This is a genomic window from Polaromonas sp. CF318, from assembly GCF_000282655.1.
GTDB lineage: Bacteria > Pseudomonadota > Gammaproteobacteria > Burkholderiales > Burkholderiaceae_C > Polaromonas.
Map to the genome: position 1 here is coordinate 60,913 of NZ_AKIV01000062.1, position 17,759 is coordinate 78,671.

General features: G+C 63.1%; 12 protein-coding genes. 9 read left to right on the forward strand and 3 right to left on the reverse strand.

Translation table 11 applies throughout. The features are described 5' to 3' along the window. Positions 1-7: 7 nt before the first annotated feature. The 7 genes from dnaJ (at position 8) to PMI15_RS11695 (ending at position 8,121) form a co-directional block, all read left to right on the forward strand. Entirely contained in the window at positions 8-1,150 is a 1,143-nt protein-coding gene (gene dnaJ / locus PMI15_RS11665; RefSeq protein ID WP_007868622.1) for a molecular chaperone DnaJ, read from the forward strand. Between the two features lie 174 nt (positions 1,151-1,324). Further along, positions 1,325-2,548, forward strand: a complete 1,224-nt coding sequence (locus PMI15_RS11670) for a glycerophosphodiester phosphodiesterase (RefSeq protein ID WP_007868624.1) — start codon at positions 1,325-1,327, stop codon at positions 2,546-2,548. 200 nt (positions 2,549-2,748) lie between these two features. Then, on the forward strand, positions 2,749-3,855 hold the full coding sequence (locus tag PMI15_RS11675; protein ID WP_007868626.1) for an S-(hydroxymethyl)glutathione dehydrogenase/class III alcohol dehydrogenase: 1,107 nt from the start codon (positions 2,749-2,751) through the stop codon (positions 3,853-3,855). 6 nt (positions 3,856-3,861) lie between these two features. Then, entirely contained in the window at positions 3,862-4,734 is an 873-nt protein-coding gene (fghA, locus tag PMI15_RS11680) for an S-formylglutathione hydrolase (RefSeq protein ID WP_007868628.1), read from the forward strand. 37 nt (positions 4,735-4,771) lie between these two features. Next, the gene (locus PMI15_RS11685) at positions 4,772-6,454 is read left to right on the forward strand and encodes a phosphoethanolamine transferase (RefSeq protein WP_007868630.1); all 1,683 of its coding nucleotides are present in this window, start codon (positions 4,772-4,774) and stop codon (positions 6,452-6,454) included. Between the two features lie 121 nt (positions 6,455-6,575). Beyond that, positions 6,576-7,358, forward strand: a complete 783-nt coding sequence (locus tag PMI15_RS11690; protein WP_007868633.1) for a transporter substrate-binding domain-containing protein — start codon at positions 6,576-6,578, stop codon at positions 7,356-7,358. A 94-nt stretch (positions 7,359-7,452) separates the two neighbouring features. Beyond that, positions 7,453-8,121: an amino acid ABC transporter permease gene (locus tag PMI15_RS11695; RefSeq protein WP_007868634.1), complete on the forward strand. Its 669-nt coding sequence runs from the start codon at positions 7,453-7,455 to the stop codon at positions 8,119-8,121. A gap of 17 nt (positions 8,122-8,138) precedes the next feature. On the opposite strand, the gene PMI15_RS11700 is transcribed toward PMI15_RS11695, so the two are convergent. Both PMI15_RS11700 and PMI15_RS11705 read right to left on the reverse strand, forming a co-directional pair. Then, a complete protein-coding gene (locus PMI15_RS11700) occupies positions 8,139-8,570 on the reverse strand; it encodes a GNAT family N-acetyltransferase (protein ID WP_036838620.1) in 432 nt (143 codons plus the stop codon). A 62-nt stretch (positions 8,571-8,632) separates the two neighbouring features. After that, positions 8,633-9,721: a PA0069 family radical SAM protein gene (locus PMI15_RS11705; protein ID WP_007868638.1), complete on the reverse strand. Its 1,089-nt coding sequence runs from the start codon at positions 9,719-9,721 to the stop codon at positions 8,633-8,635. Positions 9,722-9,908: 187 nt separating this feature from the next. Here PMI15_RS11705 and PMI15_RS11710 point away from each other — a divergent pair, with 187 nt between their 5' ends. Then, positions 9,909-10,595 (forward strand): trans-aconitate 2-methyltransferase, encoded by a 687-nt coding sequence (locus tag PMI15_RS11710; protein WP_157214595.1) that lies wholly within the window; start codon positions 9,909-9,911, stop codon positions 10,593-10,595. After that, complete coding sequence (locus PMI15_RS11715; protein WP_238541108.1) at positions 10,595-11,512, forward strand: hypothetical protein; 918 nt, start codon at positions 10,595-10,597, stop codon at positions 11,510-11,512. The genes PMI15_RS11710 and PMI15_RS11715 overlap by 1 nt, the downstream gene beginning before the upstream one ends. A gap of 82 nt (positions 11,513-11,594) precedes the next feature. On the opposite strand, the gene PMI15_RS25475 is transcribed toward PMI15_RS11715, so the two are convergent. Beyond that, entirely contained in the window at positions 11,595-17,729 is a 6,135-nt protein-coding gene (locus PMI15_RS25475) for a calcium-binding protein (protein ID WP_036838567.1), read from the reverse strand. Positions 17,730-17,759: the final 30 nt, after the last annotated feature.

Consider the following 17,759-nt stretch of genomic DNA (forward strand, 5'->3'; position numbering starts at 1 on the left):
AGCTGCCATGGCCACCAAAAAAGACTATTACGACACACTGGGCGTTCCCAAGAACGCCAGTGACGAGGACATCAAGAAAGCGTATCGCAAGCTCGCGATGAAGCACCACCCCGACCGCAACCAGGGGGATGCGTCCAAGGTCGCAGAGGAAAAATTCAAGGAGGCCAAAGAGGCCTACGAGATGCTCTCCGACGAGAACAAACGCGCGGCCTACGACCAGTACGGCCACGCGGGCGTGGACCCGAATATGCGCGGCGGCCCGGGGGCCGAGGGCTTCGGTGGTTTTGCCGAGGCCTTCGGCGACATCTTCGGCGACGTGTTCGGCGGCCAGCGCGGCGGCCAGCAACGCGGCGGGCGCCAGGTCTACCGCGGCGGCGACCTCAGCTATGCCATGGAAATCACGCTCGAGGAAGCGGCCCACGGCAAGGAAGCGCAGATCCGCATCCCGAGCTGGGACGACTGCAACACCTGCCACGGCAGCGGCGCCAAGCCCGGCACCAAGGTGGTGACCTGCACCACCTGCCACGGCCACGGCGTGGTGCAGATGCGCCAGGGCTTTTTCAGCGTGCAGCAGACCTGCCCGCAGTGCAAGGGCACGGGCAAGCTGATCCCCGAACCCTGCGTGACCTGCCACGGCGTGGGCAAGACCAAGAACAACAAGACACTGGAAGTCAAGATTCCCGCAGGCATAGACGACGGCATGCGCATACGCTCGACCGGCAACGGCGAGCCCGGCACCAACGGCGGCCCGCCCGGCGACCTTTACATCGAGATCCGACTGAAGAAGCACGACATCTTCGAGCGCGACGGCGACGACCTGCACTGCGCCGTGCCCATCAGCTTCACCACGGCCGCGCTGGGCGGCGAAATCGAGGTGCCCACGCTCGCCGGCAAGGCCGCCATCGACATCCCCGAAGGCACGCAAGCCTCCAAGCAGTTCCGCCTGCGCGGCAAGGGCATCAAGGGCGTGCGCTCCAGCTATCCCGGCGACCTGTACTGCCACATCACCGTGGAAACGCCGGTCAAGCTCACCGAGCACCAGCGCAAGCTGCTCAAGGAGCTCGACGAGTCGCTGAAAAAAGGCGGCGCCAAACATTCGCCCAGCGAAGAAGGCTGGGCCGACAAGCTCAAGAGCTTCTTCAGCGCCTGAACCTTTTTTTGCGCAAACCCAAAAATGCCGGACCTGTTCCGGCATTTCTATGCCCGGCCTTATTTCCGGCCGAAAAGACGCGGGTGTTGTTTTTGCCAACAAGGCACACACCCTGTCACAGGCCTGTCGTCATCGCGCGCCTACGATCAGCCCTTTTAACTCAGGGAAACACCCATGACCGTATCGACCCGCAAGGCCTTGACCCTCAAGCATGGCGGCTTGCTCGCCCTCGTTTGCAGCAGCGTGCTGCTGGCCGCCTGCTCTTCTTCGGGCACGCCGTCGCAAGCCGGCCTCTCCACACTCGACGGCAAGGCGCCGCTGGTCATCGCGCATCGCGGCGCTTCAGGCTATGTGCCGGAAGAAACGCTGGAAGCCTATGTGCGCGCCATCGAGCTCGGCGCCGACGTGATCGAGATGGACCTGGTCGTGACCAAGGACGGCGTGCTGATCACCCGCCACGACCCCAACCTGGCCATCAGCACCGACGTGGCCAAGCACCCCGAATTCGCCGCGCGCAAGAAGACCATCCAGGTCGACGGCGAGACCCAGACCGGCTGGTTCAGCGACGACTTCACGCTGGCCGAGATCCGCACCCTGGGCGCGGTCTCGACCGATGCCGAGCGCCCCCAGCAGTTCAACGGCCAGTACAAGGTGCCGACCTTCCAGGAAGTCGTGGACCTGGCCAAGGCCCAGTCCGCCAAGACCGGCCGCACCATCGCCATTTACCCCGAAACCAAGAACCCGAGCTACTTCCGCGAGCGCGGCCTGCCGATGGAAGACAAGCTGATCGCCATCATCAATGCCGCCGGCTGGAACAGCAAGACCGCGCCCATCTACGTGCAGTCGTTTGAGCCGGGCAGCCTCAAGTACATGAAGAGCAAGGGCCTGAACACGCGCCTGATCCAGCTCATCGACGGCGACGGCATAGACCCCAAGACCGGCCGCGTGACTTTCGCCGTGCCCAGCGACCGCCCCTACGACTGGACCAAGTCCGGCGACAAGCGCTTATTTGACGCCATGACCACGCCCGCGGGCCTGGCCGAAATCAAGACCTATGCCGACGGCATAGGGCCCTGGAAGCGCTACATCATCAGCACCAAGGGCACCCTAGGCGCCGACGGCAAGCAGGTCGACATCAATGGCGACGGCAAACTCAACGACGCGGACTCGACCTCGCTGCCCGCGAGCAGCCTGGTGGCCGATGCGCACAAGGCGGGCCTGTTCGTTCACCCCTTCACCTTCCGCAATGAGCGCCGCCGCCTGGCCGCCGACTACCAGGGCGACCCCAAGGCCGAGTACCTGGCCTTCTACCGCGCCGGCGTGGACGGCGTGTTCACCGATTTCACCGACACCGCGATCACCGCGCGCGCGCAGTACCTGAAGGAAGCCGGCCGCTAAGCCCGCCCCTCATGTGACGCAAGCCGCCTGCGCTCCCTTTGGGGCCGGGCGGCTTTTTCTTGGGGCCCGCGCTGCCCCGGGATTCCCGGGGTTTTCTCAAAATGAAACATCTTGCGGGCCGTGCTCCTGGGGGACTGGCTTATAGTGCCTTACGCGCTTCAAGGCCCTCTTTACCCATCCCTCAACGCAAGCCCATCCCCATGAAAACCAAAGCCGCCGTCGCCTGGAAATCAGGCCAGCCCCTGACGATTGAAACCGTGGACCTGCAAGGCCCGAAATTCGGTGAAGTGCTCGTCGAGATCAAGGCCACGGGTATCTGCCACACCGACTACTACACGCTCTCGGGCGCGGACCCCGAAGGCATCTTCCCGGCCATCCTGGGCCATGAAGGCGCGGGCATTGTGGTCGACGTCGGCCCCGGCGTGACGACGCTCAAGAAGGGCGACCACGTCATCCCGCTCTACACGCCCGAATGCCGGCAGTGCAAGTTCTGCCTTTCGCGCAAGACCAATTTATGCCAGCTGATACGCGGCACCCAGGGCAAGGGCCTGATGCCCGACGCCACCAGCCGCTTCAGCCTGGACGGCAAGCCCATCTTCCATTACATGGGCACCTCGACCTTCAGCAACTACACGGTCGCGCCCGAAATCTCGCTGGCCAAAATCCGTGAAGACGCGCCCTTCGACAAGGTCTGCTACATAGGCTGCGGCGTGACCACCGGCATAGGCGCGGTGCTGTTCACCGCCAAGGTCGAAGCCGGCGCCAACGTCGTGGTGTTCGGCCTGGGCGGCATAGGCCTCAATGTGATCCAGGGCGCGAAGATGGTGGGCGCCGACAAGATCATCGGCGTGGACATCAATCCCGCGCGCCAGGAGATGGCGCGCAAGTTCGGCATGACGCACTTCATCAACCCCAAGGACACTGAAAACGTGGTCGACGCCATCGTGCAGCTGACCGACGGCGGCGCCGACTACAGCTTTGAATGCATAGGCAACACCAAGGTCATGCGCCAGGCGCTGGAATGCACGCACAAGGGCTGGGGCCGCAGCATCATCATCGGCGTGGCCGAAGCCGGCGCCGAGATCAGCACCCGGCCCTTCCAGCTGGTCACCGGCCGCAAATGGGAAGGCTCGGCCTTCGGCGGCGCGCGCGGCCGCACCGACGTGCCGAAGATCGTCGACTGGTACATGGAAGGCAAGATCAACATCGACGACCTGATCACGCACACCATGCCGCTGGAGGACATCAACAAAGGCTTCGATTTGATGAAAAGCGGCGAATCAATCCGTGGTGTTGTGCTCTATTAAGTCGACATGGCCAACACCCCTGAGCTTCTCAGCGAACACGGCTGCTTCGGCGGCCTGCAGCGCTTTTACCAGCACGGCTCGCGCGAGATCGGCCTGCCCATGCGCTTTTCGGTCTTCCTGCCGCCGCAGGCTGTGGCCGGCAACAAGGTGCCCTTCCTGGTCTACCTCGCGGGCCTGACCTGCAACGAAGAGACCTTTATGGTCAAGGCCGGCGCGCAGCGCCTGGCGGCCGAGCTGGGCCTGGCCCTGGTCGCGCCCGACACCAGCCCGCGCGGGGCAGGCGTTCCCGGCGAGGCCGACAGCTGGGACTTCGGCGTGGGCGCCGGCTTCTACCTCGATGCCACGCAGGCCCCCTGGTCCCGGCACTACCGCATGGAAACTTACATCACGGCGGAACTGCTGCCGCTGCTGGCGGGCGCCCTGCCGCTTGATACGAAGCGCGTCGGCCTCTTCGGCCATTCCATGGGCGGCCACGGCGCGCTGACACTCGCGCTCAGGCATCCGGATGTTTTCACATCCGTCTCGGCCTTTGCGCCCATCTGCGCGCCCAGCCAGTGCCCCTGGGGGCGCAAGGCCTTCACCGGCTATCTCGGCAGCGATGAATCTCTTTGGACCGAACACGACGCCACCGCCTTGATGAACCTTATGCCCGCCGCACCCTACCCCGGCGGCATACGCATAGACCAGGGACTGGCCGACAAATTCCTCGCCGAACAGCTGCACCCCGAGCTGTTTGAAGCCGCCTGCGCCAAGGCCGGCCAGCCGCTGGAACTGCACCGCCATGCGGGCTACGACCACGGCTACTACTTCATCGCGAGCTTCATGGCCGAACACCTGAACCACCATGCGCGGCAACTCGGTTTGACGGCCCAGGCTTAAGGACCACATAAGCCCACGGCCAATACAATGCAGCGCTATGCCGCTGCAACCCACGCCCGACGCCGCCAGCCTTTCCCGCCCTTCCGATCAACAGCTTCGCGGCATGCGCCCGCTGTGGCTGGTGGTGCTGGCCAGCCTCTGGATCGCCACGGTGTGCAACGTGGCGCTGTGGCGCGAGCTGTCCCGCCTGCCCGGCCTGAGCGGCGGCCAGGCCGCCGTCATCAGCGTCGCGCTGGTGCTGGTGATCACGCTGGCCACCACGGCGCTGCTGAGCCTGCTGGCCTGGCGCTGGACGCTCAAGCCGGCCATCACCCTGTTCCTGCTCTCGGCGGCCTTCGGCGCCTACTTCATGATGGCCTACGGCGTGGTCATCGACAAGACCATGATGGTCAACACCCTGCAGACCGACGTGCGCGAAACCCGCGACCTGCTGAACTGGCGTTTGCTGGCCACGGTGCTGGTGCTGGCGGTGCTGCCGCTGGTGCTGCTGTGGCGGCAGAAAGTCAGGCGGGCCAGCGCCGCGCGACAGCTGCTGGGCAACTTCGCCACGCTGGCCGGCGCCTGCGTGCTGCTGGTGCTGGTGGTCTTCCTGTTCTTCCAGAGCATCGCCTCGGTCATGCGCAACTACACCCATGTGCGCTACCTGATCAACCCGCTCAACTCCTTTTACGCACTGGGTGCGATTGCGGCCAAGCCTTTCCAGCGCGATGAGTCCGTGGTGTTGCCGTTGGGCGAAGACGCCAAACTGGGCGCCAGCTACAGCGCGCAAACCAAGCCCCCGCTGCTGCTGCTGGTGCTGGGCGAGACGGCGCGCAGCGGCAATTTCTCGCTCAACGGCTATGGCCGCCCCACCAACCCGCTACTGGCCAAAGAGAACGTCGCGAGCCAGCGCAACGCCTGGTCCTGCGGCACCAGCACGGCGGCCTCGGTGCCCTGCATGTTCTCCCACTTCGGGCGCGAGGCCTATGACTCGCGGCCGGCCAATTACGAGGGCCTGCTCGACGTGCTGCAGCGCGCCGGCCTGGCCGTGCTCTGGATAGACAACCAGTCGGGCTGCAAGGGGGTGTGCGACCGGGTACCCAACGTCAACACCGTGCAGCTCAAGGTGCCGGGCCTGTGCGACAGCGGCGAATGTTTTGATGAAGTGATGCTGCACGGCATAGCCGAGCGCATCGCCGCGCTGCCCCCCGAGCGGCGCGCGAAGGGCGTGGTGGTGGTGATGCACCAGATGGGCGGCCACGGCCCGGCCTATTACAAACGCTCGCCGCAGGCCGTCAAGAAATTCCTGCCCGAGTGCGCCGACAACGCGCTGCAAAGCTGCAGCAAGGAAGGCCTCGTCAATGCCTACGACAACAGCATCGTCTACACCGACCAGTTGCTCGCCTCCTCCATCCAGTGGCTCAAGGCGCAGGAAGCGCGCAGCGCGCCCGCCCTGCTCTACCTGGCCGACCACGGCGAATCGCTGGGCGAGAACAACCTCTACCTGCACGGCATGCCCTACGGCATCGCACCCGACGTGCAAAAGCGCGTGCCCTGGATCACCTGGCTGTCGCCCGGCTTCGAGCAGCGCAGCAAGCTGACCACGGCCTGCCTCAAGCAGCAGCTGGATGCACCTGTCAGCCACGACAACTACTTTCATTCGGTGCTGGGCCTGATGAATGTGCAGACCACGGTCTACAAACCCGCGCTCGACATCTACGCGCCTTGCGTGAAGCCCTGAGCGCCACACATCCATCACCGGATTTCGCGTAGGGCTTTTTCGGCGCGCGGTGCACCCGATGGGGGATGCACCTAATATTCACATTCATCTCAATAACAATTCTCTTATGCAAGGGTTGAATATGAATATTCGCAAGGCCGTCGCCTCCGCACTCCTGTTGACACTCGCTTTCGGCGCCAGCGCCGCCGACCTGCTGGACACCGTCAAGCAGCGCGGCACGCTCAAGGTGGCCCTCGAAGGCACCTATCCCCCGTTCAACTACAAGGAAGGCGGCCAGCTTGCCGGTTTTGAAGTCGAGCTGGCCAATGCCCTGGCGCAAAAGCTGGGCGTGAAGGCCGAGTTCTCGACCAGCGAATGGAGCGCCATCCTGGCCGGCCTGCAGGCCGGCAAGTACGACGTGGTGATCAATCAGGTCGGCATCACCGACAAGCGCAAGGAGACCTTTGACTTCTCCGAGCCCTACACCATCTCAGCGCCCCAGCTGATCATCCGCAAGGATGAAAAACGCGAGTTCAAGTCGCTGGCCGACCTCAAGGGCAAAAAGCTGGGCCTGGGCCAGGGCACCAACTATGCCGACATCGCAAAAAAGGTGGGCGGCATAGACGTCAAGACCTATCCCGGCGCACAGGAGTATCTGCAGGACCTGGCACTGGGCCGCATCGACGCGGCACTCAACGACAGCCTCCTGATTCCCTACATCGTCAAACAGACCAAGCTGCCGCTCAAGCCCGGCGCCCCTGTCGGCGACCTGGAAAAATCCGGCATCCCCTTCGTCAAGAACAACCCCAAGTTCAAGGCCGCCATCGACAAGGCGCTGGCCGACCTGCAGGCCGACGGCAGCTTCGCGAAAATCTCCAACAAGTGGTTTGACCGCGACGTGAGCAAGCCGCCGGTCGCGAAGTAATCGAAGTAACATCGATCCAGCCGCGCGCCTTCCTTCGGCAGGCGCCTGAAGCACCCCGGCGCGCAGCCGGGGTTTTTATTTGTGGAGACTTCCCATGGATTTATCCGGCCTGACCTCCCTGCTGCGCGACGCCCTGCCGCTGATGCTCAAGGGCGCGGCATGGACGCTGCTGCTGGCCGTGGCATCGATTTTTTTCGGCGCCATCGTCGGTACCTTTGTGGCCATCACGCGGCTGGCGAAGGTGCCGGGGCTGTCGCAGTTCGCGGCGCTCTACGTCAGCTGCATGCGCGGCACGCCGCTGCTGGTGCAGCTCTTTGTCATTTACTTCGGCCTGCCCAGCATAGGCATACAGTTCGACCCCATCAGCGCCGGCATCCTGGGCCTGAGCCTCAACGTAGGCGCCTACCTGTCGGAAACGATTCGCGGCGCCATCAACGGCGTCGAGCACGGCCAGTGGAATGCGGCCCGCAGCCTGGGCCTCACGCAGGTGCAGACGTTGCGTTACGTCATCGGCCCACAGGCCTTGAGGCTGGCCGTACCCAGCCTGTCCAACAGCCTGATCAGCCTGATCAAGGACACCTCCCTGGTCTCGGTGATCGCCGTCGGCGAACTGATGCTGGCCACCAAGGAAGTGATCGCCACCACCTTCCAGCCCTTCCCGCTGTACCTGGCGGCCGCGGGGATTTATTGGGCCATGAGCGCCACCTTCGAGAAGCTGCAGAGCAAACTTGAAGTGCGGCTGAACCGCAGTTATTTGCGTTAGGGCAATTGCCCACGCGGTCAACTGTCGCTGATCAGCCCGCTCTGCAGCGCCTGCTCCTGGTTCTTGAAAATCGCCATCGCGGTCAGCATGCGCCTGAAGCCCAGCTTGCGGTAAAACGGCTCCTTGCCGGCGACCGCATAGAGGATGATCTTCTTGTGCCCCTTGGACTGGCTGACCAGCGAAGCCACAATCTCCTTGCCCAGGCCCACGCCCTGGTGCTCCGGGTGCACCGCGATGTCGCAGATGTAAGAGCAGTCCATGCCATCAGCCAGCGCGCGGCCCGCGCCTATCAACTGCCCGCCTTCATACACAAAACTTTTGAACAGGCTGTTGGAAAACACGACTTTCAAGTCCGCCGGTTTCTTCTCGCCCAGCGGCGCGATCCGGTACAGGTGGGACAGCGCATCCCAATCAACATCATCCGACGAATGCTTCCATTCAAATGCCACGCTGAACTCCTTGGAAAGAATGGCTTGCACTATAGCCCTCGCGACCCAAACCCATAGGGCCGTCAAAACAGGCTGCCCTGCCCTGCCGCACCCGACGGCCTGAAGCGGCTCAAATCCAGCTCCACACGCTGGCGGTTAAAGCCCAAGCGGTTGCAGGCTTTCTCAAAACGCTGCTTGATCAGGTCGGCCCACAGGCCGTAACCCTTCATGCGCGAGGCGAAATCGCTGTCGTAGTCCTTGCCGCCGCGCATCTCCTGGATGCGTGCCATGATGCGCGCGGCACGTTGGGGGTAATGCAGCTCCAGCCATTCCTTGAAAAGGGGCGCCACTTCCCAGGGCAGCCGGATCACGGTGTAAAACGCCGAACGCGCACCGGCCTCCCAAGCCGCCTCTAGCACCTGCTCCATGTCCTCGTTCACAAAGGGAATTTGCGGCGCCACGCTCACGCCCACAGGCACGCCGTGCTCAGCCAGGGTCCGTAGGGTGCGCAGGCGCCGGTGCGGCGCCGCGGCGCGCGGCTCCAGCTTGCGCGCAAGTTCGCCGTCCAGCGTGGTGATGGTGACGTACACGGCGGCCAGCTTGTCGGCCGCCAGCGGCGCGATCAGGTCCAGGTCGCGCTCCACGCCGCTGGATTTGGTGATCAATGAGAAGGGATGGCAGGTATCGCGCATCACCTCGATCAGGCCGCGCGTCAGCCGCAGCTCGCGCTCGGCCGGCTGGTAGCAGTCGGTGCCCGAGCCGATGTTGAGCAGGCGCGGCACATAGCTGCGCCTGGCGAGGTCGGCGCGCAAGGCCGCGGCGATATTGCGCTTGGCGATGATTTTGGTTTCAAAGTCCAGGCCCGGCGAAAGATTGAGGTAGCTGTGCGTGGGCCGCGCATAACAGTACACACAGCCGTGCTCGCAGCCCCGGTAGGGATTGATGCTGTAGTCAAAAAAGATGTCCGGCGAGTCGTTGCGCACGATGGCGCTGCGAGCCTCTTCCAGGGTGACCGTGGTCTCCAGCCGCGGCGCCTCGTCCGCCACGCCCTCTTCCAGCGTGCCCCAGCCATCGTCCCAGGCCGTGCGCACGTCTTTTTCAAACCGGTGCGCGATACGCGTGGCAGTGCCGCGGCCCTTGATGGCGTGGAGGGGGATGATGGCGTCGGACATGAGACCTAAATACTGTACTTATATACAGTATAAAGTGATCTCCCTCCACGATCAAGCACTCGCCCGCGCCTCATTTGCCAACATTTTTCCGACCCGCAGCCGGGCCATCCCTCGTCTTGGTTTAAGGTTGCGACTGGTCACCGCAATAAGCTCATTCCGTACCCCAACATCTCACCGAAAGAAACTTGTGGCTGGACTTTCAGAAACCGTGTTCGACCCCTTGACGCTTGAAGTCATCCGGAAAATCTCACCGGCCACCGTCTTGGACATAGGCGCGGGCCAAGGCAAATACGCGGAGCTGGTCAGGCAGGCCGCGCCGCAAGCCCATATACGCGCCACGGAAATCTCGGCGGACTACGTCGCCCAGTTCGATCTCCGGGCCAAGTACGACGACGTCCGCGTGATGGACGCCTACGACCTGATCCACCACCACAAAAACGAAACCTACGACCTGGTCGTGATCGGCGACTGCATAGAGCACCTGCCCAAATCCAGGGGGCTGGACTTGCTGAACTTCCTGACTTACCGCTGCGGCTACCTGCTGGTCATCGCACCCGAGTTCAGCTACTACGACACCGCCAAGGCCAACCTGGACCATCATGAATCCCATATCTCCGTGTGGTCCGAGCGTGACTTCACCTGGCATGACCGATGGGCCTGGATGCGTTCGGAGGTCATGCAGTTCTTCCTGCTGCGCGGCTACCAGGCCAACCCCATGCCCTTCGACCGCCTGGTCGGGGACATCAACGCCAATCCGCCCACCGTCACCCGCATGGGCACGGGCGCGCCCTTCAAGCCGGCGCACCTGATCGCCAGCATCGTCTCGCACACCGAGGTGATAGACGGCAATTCTTATACCTACCGCAACTTCTGATGGCCCCAACAACGCCCATGCCGGCACACGAGAAGGACCTCGGGATACTGCTTTACATCGACGACCATCCGTCCATGTATGAAGAGTTTGGCTGGATCTACAAAAGCTGGATCCATTCAGGTGTCTGGCGCCGTTCCGACCTCATTGTGGTCTGCCACCCGAAGGCCTATGACCGCCTGCCCGGCGACGACCCCGGCGTCATCAAAATCGCCGCCGAACCAATCTCCCGCGAAGGGCGTTGGAAGGGCTACCACTTCATCAACTCCATCGCCTGCGTTTCAGGCCCGCACACGGCCCACCTGGCCGGCCAGTACAAATGGCTGCTTCGCACCGATGCCGATGTTTTCCTGACGCGCCACCTGGCAGGCTTTCGCCCCAACTTTCCGGTGCTGGGGCGCGGTCGCTATGCGGAAAACCAGGAGGTGTGGGACAAGATGACCGCCTTCTGCGAAGCCCATGGCGTCGCCCACCAGAGAAGCTTCGGGTGCGGCTCGTCCATACTCGCCGAATCGTCCCTGGTCCTCTTCTTCCTGGAGCGCCAGACCTACTGGTGCGAGCGCTTGCTCGAACATTTTGACGCCCATGGCGAAGGCCGATGGCCGGGCTGGTTCAAGGGCGTGATCACCCTGTACGCAGGGGAAATCGCCGCCAATGAAAACCACAACGCCTTTTTGCGCTATTCCTACCAGCGCATCCTCGACCTCGAAAGCTACGTCGTCGGCCACATCGACGAGTTCACGCTGCATATCCACGCGATCCACACCGATGACTATTTTTCAAAGTCGAAATTTCGCCATGGAGACTACGAACACATAGCCACGGCCAGCCTGGACACCAGCAAGGTCAACCAGTACGCCCACTGGATAGCGGCCACGCCGCTGGGCGACATCAAGTCGGCGGCGGAATACCCGTACTAGGGCCGGGGCGCCGGATCTGGCCCAAGCCGCCACACAGGGCTACCGCAGCTGAATTGAATCAGCTGCGGCGCCTGTCATCCGCTTAGCCCAGTCGAATCAGCCCCTCTTGCAAGCTGGCCGTCGAATGCACGGCCTGCGCCTGCGCACCAAACTGCGCATTTGTCAGCACCTCCTGCGCTTTGCCCAGGCCCATACCCGCCAGCGTGCCGTCCGCGCCATAGTGGTAGGCCAGGTCGCCACCCAGGGCTTCGCTGTCGCTGCCCGCCAGGTGGAACTGCGTGAGCCCGTTGCTCAAGGCCCAGCTGCTCAGCCCCGGCGTGGCCGTGCGCGCCGCGTCAAAGGCGCCGACCAGGCCCTGGAAGTCAAAGGTCTGCACCTTCTTGTTGAGCAGCGGATCGCTGGAATTGGCATCAAAGGCCGACATTGCCTCGGCTACCAGCTGCAGGTTCAGCACGCTTTGCTTGGGTGTGTCGGCGTACCAGTCGGCCAAGGTCAGCTGGTCGGTGCCGCTGAGCTTGAGCACCAGGTTGTCGCCGTCCTTTTCCAAGCTCAGGTTGGCGTAGTCCAGGCCGGCGCCGCCCAGGCTGATGGTGTCCTCCAGGTTCGGTACGGAGTCATTGACGTACAGGGTGTCCTGGCCGTCGCCCACATTGAAGGCAATCACATCCGGGCCGCTGTCGCTGGTGATGGCGTCATTGCCGGTTCCGCCGATGAGGAGGTTGGCCCCCGTGCTGCCAAGCAACTGGTCGTCTCCGCTACCGCCATTGAAGTAGTTGCTGCTGCCGGCCATGTCCGAAAGGCTGTCGTTACCCGCTCCGCCTTCAAGCACGTCGAATCCATCGCCGCCGAACAGGATGTCATTACCATCCAGGCCTCGCAGCATGTCATTGCCCTGGCTACCAGGAAGGAAATCCTGGTCAGGCGTACCCAGGAGGATGGCTAGGTCGGCAAGGGTCTGTGTGTTCCATACCGTGCCGTCGGCAAACTCAACCCGCTCCACCTGTTTGAACTGGTCAGTGCTCTCGGCAAACCAGTAGTTCAATTGCACGCTGTCGTCTGTGCCATTGATGCTCAGGCTGACGGTCCCGTCATCATCACGCGTGACGGTGATATCGGCCACTTCCACCGTGCTGTCAAAGCGCAGCGTATCGATGCCGCCTTCGGCCTCGGTAAATTCCTGGATCACGTCCTGGCCGGAGCCGCGGCCGAAGAGGTAAATATCGCTGCCGCCCCCACCAGCCAGTTGGTCATTGCCGGCGCCACCGTCCAGCGTGTCATTGCCGCCTACGCCCATCAACTCGTCGTCACCCCCCAGGCCGTTGATCATGTCGTCACCGGCGGTACCCGCCAGTTCGTCGGCGCTTTCGCTGGCATCGCCCAACACCACCAGGCTTTCGAGCATGGCGGCGTTCCACACGGTGCCGTCGTAAAACTCGATCTGCTCTATCTGGCTGCTGCCCTCGCCTATGAACCAGCCGGCCAGGGTGATCCTGTCGCTTGTGCCGGCGATGTCCAGGTACAAGTCCTCAAGACCTCGGGTGACCTTGATGTCGGAGGCGGCAATCGTGCCGTCATAGAAGCGCAAGGTGTCGACATTGCCGGCCGTTTCATCGTAGTCATCGATGCGGTCCGAGCCGTCGCCCCGGCTATACAGGTATACGTCATTGCCGGCTTCATCGTTCAACCAGTCGTCGCCAGTCCCGCCGTCCAGGAGGTCATCGCCCTGCCCGCCGTGCAAAGCGTCGTTGCCGCTGCCACCCGCAATGATGTCGTTGCCGCCCAGGCCGTACAGCTCGTCGGCGCCGCCCAGGCCTCTCAGGAAATCACCATCTTCAGTTGCCTCCAGGTAGTCACTGCCTTCAGAAGGGCCAAACTGGGCCATGGCAGCCAGGTCTTCCTGCTTCCACACAGTACCGTCGGCAAACAGCACCCGCTCAACCTGGTAGGCCTCGCCTTCCATCCAGGAGTTGAGCTGGATACGGTCCTCGGTGCCGTCTATGCCCAGGAACAAATGCCCATAGGAATCAAAAGTGACCCTGACCTCGGCCGCTGAAATACCGCTGTCAAATCGAACGGCGTCGATATTGCCCACAGTCTCGTCATAGTCATCGATGATGTCCTGGCCGTCACCACGCTTGAACAGGTAAACATCGTTGCCCGCGCCGCCGCTCAGCACGTCGGTGCCGCCCTGGCCGTCAAAAATCTCAAAGGCATCCGAGCCGCCCAGTTCGTCATCCCCTTCGGTTCCGGTAATGGCCGTCGGCAACCTGGCTTCCAGCTCCGCCTTGTCCCATACCGTGCCGTCGGCAAATTCGACCTGCTCCACCGTATCAGCGCCCTCGGCAAACCAGTTGCTGATTTCGATGCGGTCCGTGCTGCCGTCCATGCTCAGGTAAAGGCTGAATCCTTCGCGGCTGACCCTGACGTCCGCCACGGCGACGGAGTCGTCGAAGCGGATGGTGTCCACGTTGCCGACCGTTGCGTCGTTCTCATTGACCAGGTCCACGCTGTCGCCGCGGCTGAAGAGGTAGACATCGCTGCCCGCCCCGCCGTCCAGCGTGTCGTCGCCCCTGCCGCCCTGCAGCAGGTCGTCGCCCGCACCCGCCAGCATTCGGTCGGTCACGCTGGTGCCGGTGATGGTGTCGGCGTCCGAGGTGCCCGACAGGTCGAAGCCCTGGTCCAGCAGGTCTTGCAGGCTCAGCGTGCTGCCGTCGGCAAACTCGAAGTCCAGCACGCTTTCGAAGTTTTCGGCATCGGCGGGGTCGAAGTTGTCGAGGTAGATCACGTCACCCTGGTTGCCCAGGTGGATGGCCAGCGAGCCCTCGCCCAGGCCCAGCGTGGCCGTGGCGCTGACGCCGCTGCCAAAGCGCATGGTGCCGCCACCCGGGTCGCTGATATGCACCTCGCCGCTGCCCGCGTTGTAGACGTAAATGTCCATGCCCGAAGCACCTGTCATGCGGGTATTCGGCCCGGCGACGAAAGTGGTGGCAAAGCCGGGCACGCCGTACAGGTCCAGGCCGCCGGCGCTGCCGTCCTTGATCAGGCCCTTGTCCGTCATTTCGGCCGCGGAAAGCACCGTAGCGCCCGAGGTGAACAAAATGGCCTGCGACATGGCGTTGGGATCGGCGTACCAGCCGGCGATCCGCAGCCTGTCACTGCTGCCGGCGATGGTGATCAGCAGGTCCACACCATCGCTCTCGACCTTGAGGTCGGCGGCGGACGCAACGACCGCGCGAATGCCGGCCACGTCGGCTGCGTCCGCTGTCTGCTCGCCCATGCCTGCGTACAGTTGGGCGTAGCCGATGTCAAAGTCCGGCGCAGGCGGCGCCAGGGCGATCAGGTCCTGCAGGCTGCTGACCGTGCCATCGGAAAATTCAAACTGCTGCACCACGCTGTTGAGTGCATCGCCGCTGCGCGGCATCAGGATGCGTATGCCCTGGTCGGTACCCCACAGGATGTCGAGTGTGACGTGTGTGGCGCCGTCAAGGGATGCCACCGCTTCTCCCCAAGACAGGGTCAAATCCGCCAGCGAGAGCCCGGGACCAAAGCTGACGATACCCTGGGGCAGCAGCCCGGCCTGGAGCAGCGGCTGCAATGCCGCGAAATCATTGGCCGTCAACAGAGTGGCTGTGATGCCATGCGCGGCGTAGTAACTACTAGCCACAAGCCCGTTGGCCGGGTCTTCCACGGTCGTGTAGGGCGTCTTGTACAAAGCCGCCAAAGGCTCCACAAAACGCCAGGTCGTGAATGCGTAAGCCATTGCGTCGTCGAAACTGGGCCAGGCGTCGCTGGGAACAAAGGCGGCGCGCGCGTCCTCTATCGAGTCGTAATAGCCCTGGAAGTCCTCACCAAAGTCCAGGCGGTATTTGCCGCCGTATTGGTAGTTCTTTGTCCAGTCTTCATAGCCCATGGCCTGGTAAATCGCCTTGATCTCCTGGGACTGTCCAAAGTCGCCCGTGTCGGATTCCCAGTCGAAACTCTGGCCTATGAGGTCTATACCCAGGTTGTCCGGATTGACGAGAATGCGGCTGTTGTCGTAGCCCACCACGGTATCGTGGCCGTCACCGACCACCATGACCTTGCCGAACTGCAGCAATTGGTCGCCGGTTCCGGCCATCAGCGTGCCGCCGCCTATCAGCTGCGCGTTGCCGGTGCCGCCATAGGCAAAGCCGGCGCCGTAAATCGTGTTGTTGCCGGTGCCGCCTATCACAGCTGAATACTGGTCGGCCCATACCGTCTGGTCGCCATCGGCCAGCAGCGATGGCCCCAGGTTATAGCCTGTCTGTTGGTGCAGGTAATCGACCGCAACATAGTCGGGCAGGTCGCCGGCTTGCGCGACCGTACCCGGGTCCTGGAAGGTCAGCGGGCCGACAGTGCCTTCGTAGTAATCGCTGTCGATGTCGTAGCGCGTATAAAGGCTGATGGACTCCGTCGGGTTTTCAGTGGGCCATCCGGTCGATGATTCGTAAACCCACTCGGATTCCGAATGGGTGCCGCCATCGCCTGTCCATTGCACCGCGCTCCACGCGTTCTGGGTGCTGGTGCTGTAGTTGTACGATTGAATCGTTGCGGTGCCGCTGGCGACCGCATTGGCCTGGAAGGTAATGTTGGCGGTCCAGTCCCGGGCCGTCTCCTGCCCTGATTGCTGGGTAGCCCACGCGGCATACGAGACATAAGAAGACGTGGCGACCCAGGGGTGGCTGGGGTCATTGAGCGGCGTGTGGACAGCCTTGGACCATTCCGTCCTGACGTCATAGGTCTTGGCAATGCCCATGGTGTAGTTGGCGGCCAGGTACCAGGAGCCATCAACCCGCTGCGTGTAGCCGGTGTCCGCGTAGCTCCGCGAAATCGCGCCCATCGTGCTGGACTGGAAATCCTTGAGCAAATTCGCCTGCAGCTGAGCCCAATCCGTCTGGCTGGCCGCCACGAGCGCCTCGCCCGTGGTGGTGTTGCCTTGCGCATCCTCAAACACCCACGAGGTCTGGGTGGAGGCGTAATAGTCCTTGATGCGCATCGACGCCGAGGTGCCGCGCACCTCGACCACCAGGTCGTTGGCGCGTCGCACGGCGTTCAGGTCTTCGAACTTCATACCCGCCGCGCCAAGCTTGATGACCGAGCCCTCGGCGGAGTCGTCGACCACGTTGCTGCGGTCGGCGCTGTAGTTCAGCACATAGGTGTCCAGGCCGTCGCCGCCGGCCAGCGTGTCATTGCCGCGGCTGGCGTACAGCACATCGTTGCCGCCTTCGCCGTACAGCATGTCGTCGCCGTCACCGCCATTGAGCGTGTCGTTGCCGCCGCCCGCATGAAGCGTGTCGTTGCCGTTGCCACCGCCGAGGTTGTCAACACCCGCGCCGGAGGTCAGGCTGTCGTTGCCGTTGCCGCCCAGCAAGCTGTTGCCGCCGTCGCCGGCCACGAGGGTGTCATTGCCCTCATCGCCGTTCAGGGTGTTGCTGCCGTCGCCGGCCGTGAGCTGGTCGGCGCCTGAGCCGCCGCTCAGGGTGTTGTCACCATCGCCGGCCGTGAGCGTATCGTTACCGGCGCCACCGTCAAAGGTGTTGTTGCCATCGGTATCGGTCAGGACGTCATCGCCGCTATCACCCTTCAGGATGTCGTCGCCGGCACCACCTTCGAGACGGTCATCGCCAGTGCCTCCATACAAAGTGTCATTGCCTTCACCGCCGAACAGAACGTCGTTACCACCGTTTCCATACAAGGTGTCGCTCCCCGCTCCACCATTCAACGTGTCCTTGCCGTGGAACTCCAGGCTGAGCTTGCTTTCGTCGGCATCGCCCCACAATACATCGTTGCCGTCACCACCCAGGATGGTGTCGTCGTTACCACCGCCTTCAGCCTCATCGTCGCCCTCGCCGCCGTCCAGGTAATCTTTTCCGTGGTATTGGCCTTGCAAGGCACTTTCGTCAATACTGCCATCTCCGAATAGTTTGTCCTTGCCGACGCCGCCTATGAGCGTGTCGTTTCCGCCGTTGCCCATCAATGTGTCGTCGCCCGCCCCACCGTCAAGAAAATCGTTGCCGTGGTATTCACCGGACAGGTCCAGTTCCACAGCGTCACCGAGCAGCAGGTCATTGCCGTCCCCGCCGTCAAGTGTGTCATTACCCCCCAGGCCAAACAGCCTGTCGTTGCCGCTCCCTCCGTGCAGGTCATCGTTGCCATGGTATTGGCCGGACAGGCTTGTTGCTGACGCGTCACCTTGCAACTCGTCGTCCCCGTCTCCGCCATACAGGGC

Coding starts and splice junctions, on each gene's coding strand:
- dnaJ (WP_007868622.1), top strand. CDS start 8: ATGGCCACCAAAAAAGACTATTACGACACACTGGGCGTTCCCAAGAAC.
- PMI15_RS11670 (WP_007868624.1), top strand. CDS start 1,325: ATGACCGTATCGACCCGCAAGGCCTTGACCCTCAAGCATGGCGGCTTG.
- PMI15_RS11675 (WP_007868626.1), top strand. CDS start 2,749: ATGAAAACCAAAGCCGCCGTCGCCTGGAAATCAGGCCAGCCCCTGACG.
- fghA (WP_007868628.1), top strand. CDS start 3,862: ATGGCCAACACCCCTGAGCTTCTCAGCGAACACGGCTGCTTCGGCGGC.
- PMI15_RS11685 (WP_007868630.1), top strand. CDS start 4,772: ATGCCGCTGCAACCCACGCCCGACGCCGCCAGCCTTTCCCGCCCTTCC.
- PMI15_RS11690 (WP_007868633.1), top strand. CDS start 6,576: ATGAATATTCGCAAGGCCGTCGCCTCCGCACTCCTGTTGACACTCGCT.
- PMI15_RS11695 (WP_007868634.1), top strand. CDS start 7,453: ATGGATTTATCCGGCCTGACCTCCCTGCTGCGCGACGCCCTGCCGCTG.
- PMI15_RS11705 (WP_007868638.1), bottom strand. CDS start 9,721: ATGTCCGACGCCATCATCCCCCTCCACGCCATCAAGGGCCGCGGCACT.
- PMI15_RS11715 (WP_238541108.1), top strand. CDS start 10,595: ATGGCCCCAACAACGCCCATGCCGGCACACGAGAAGGACCTCGGGATA.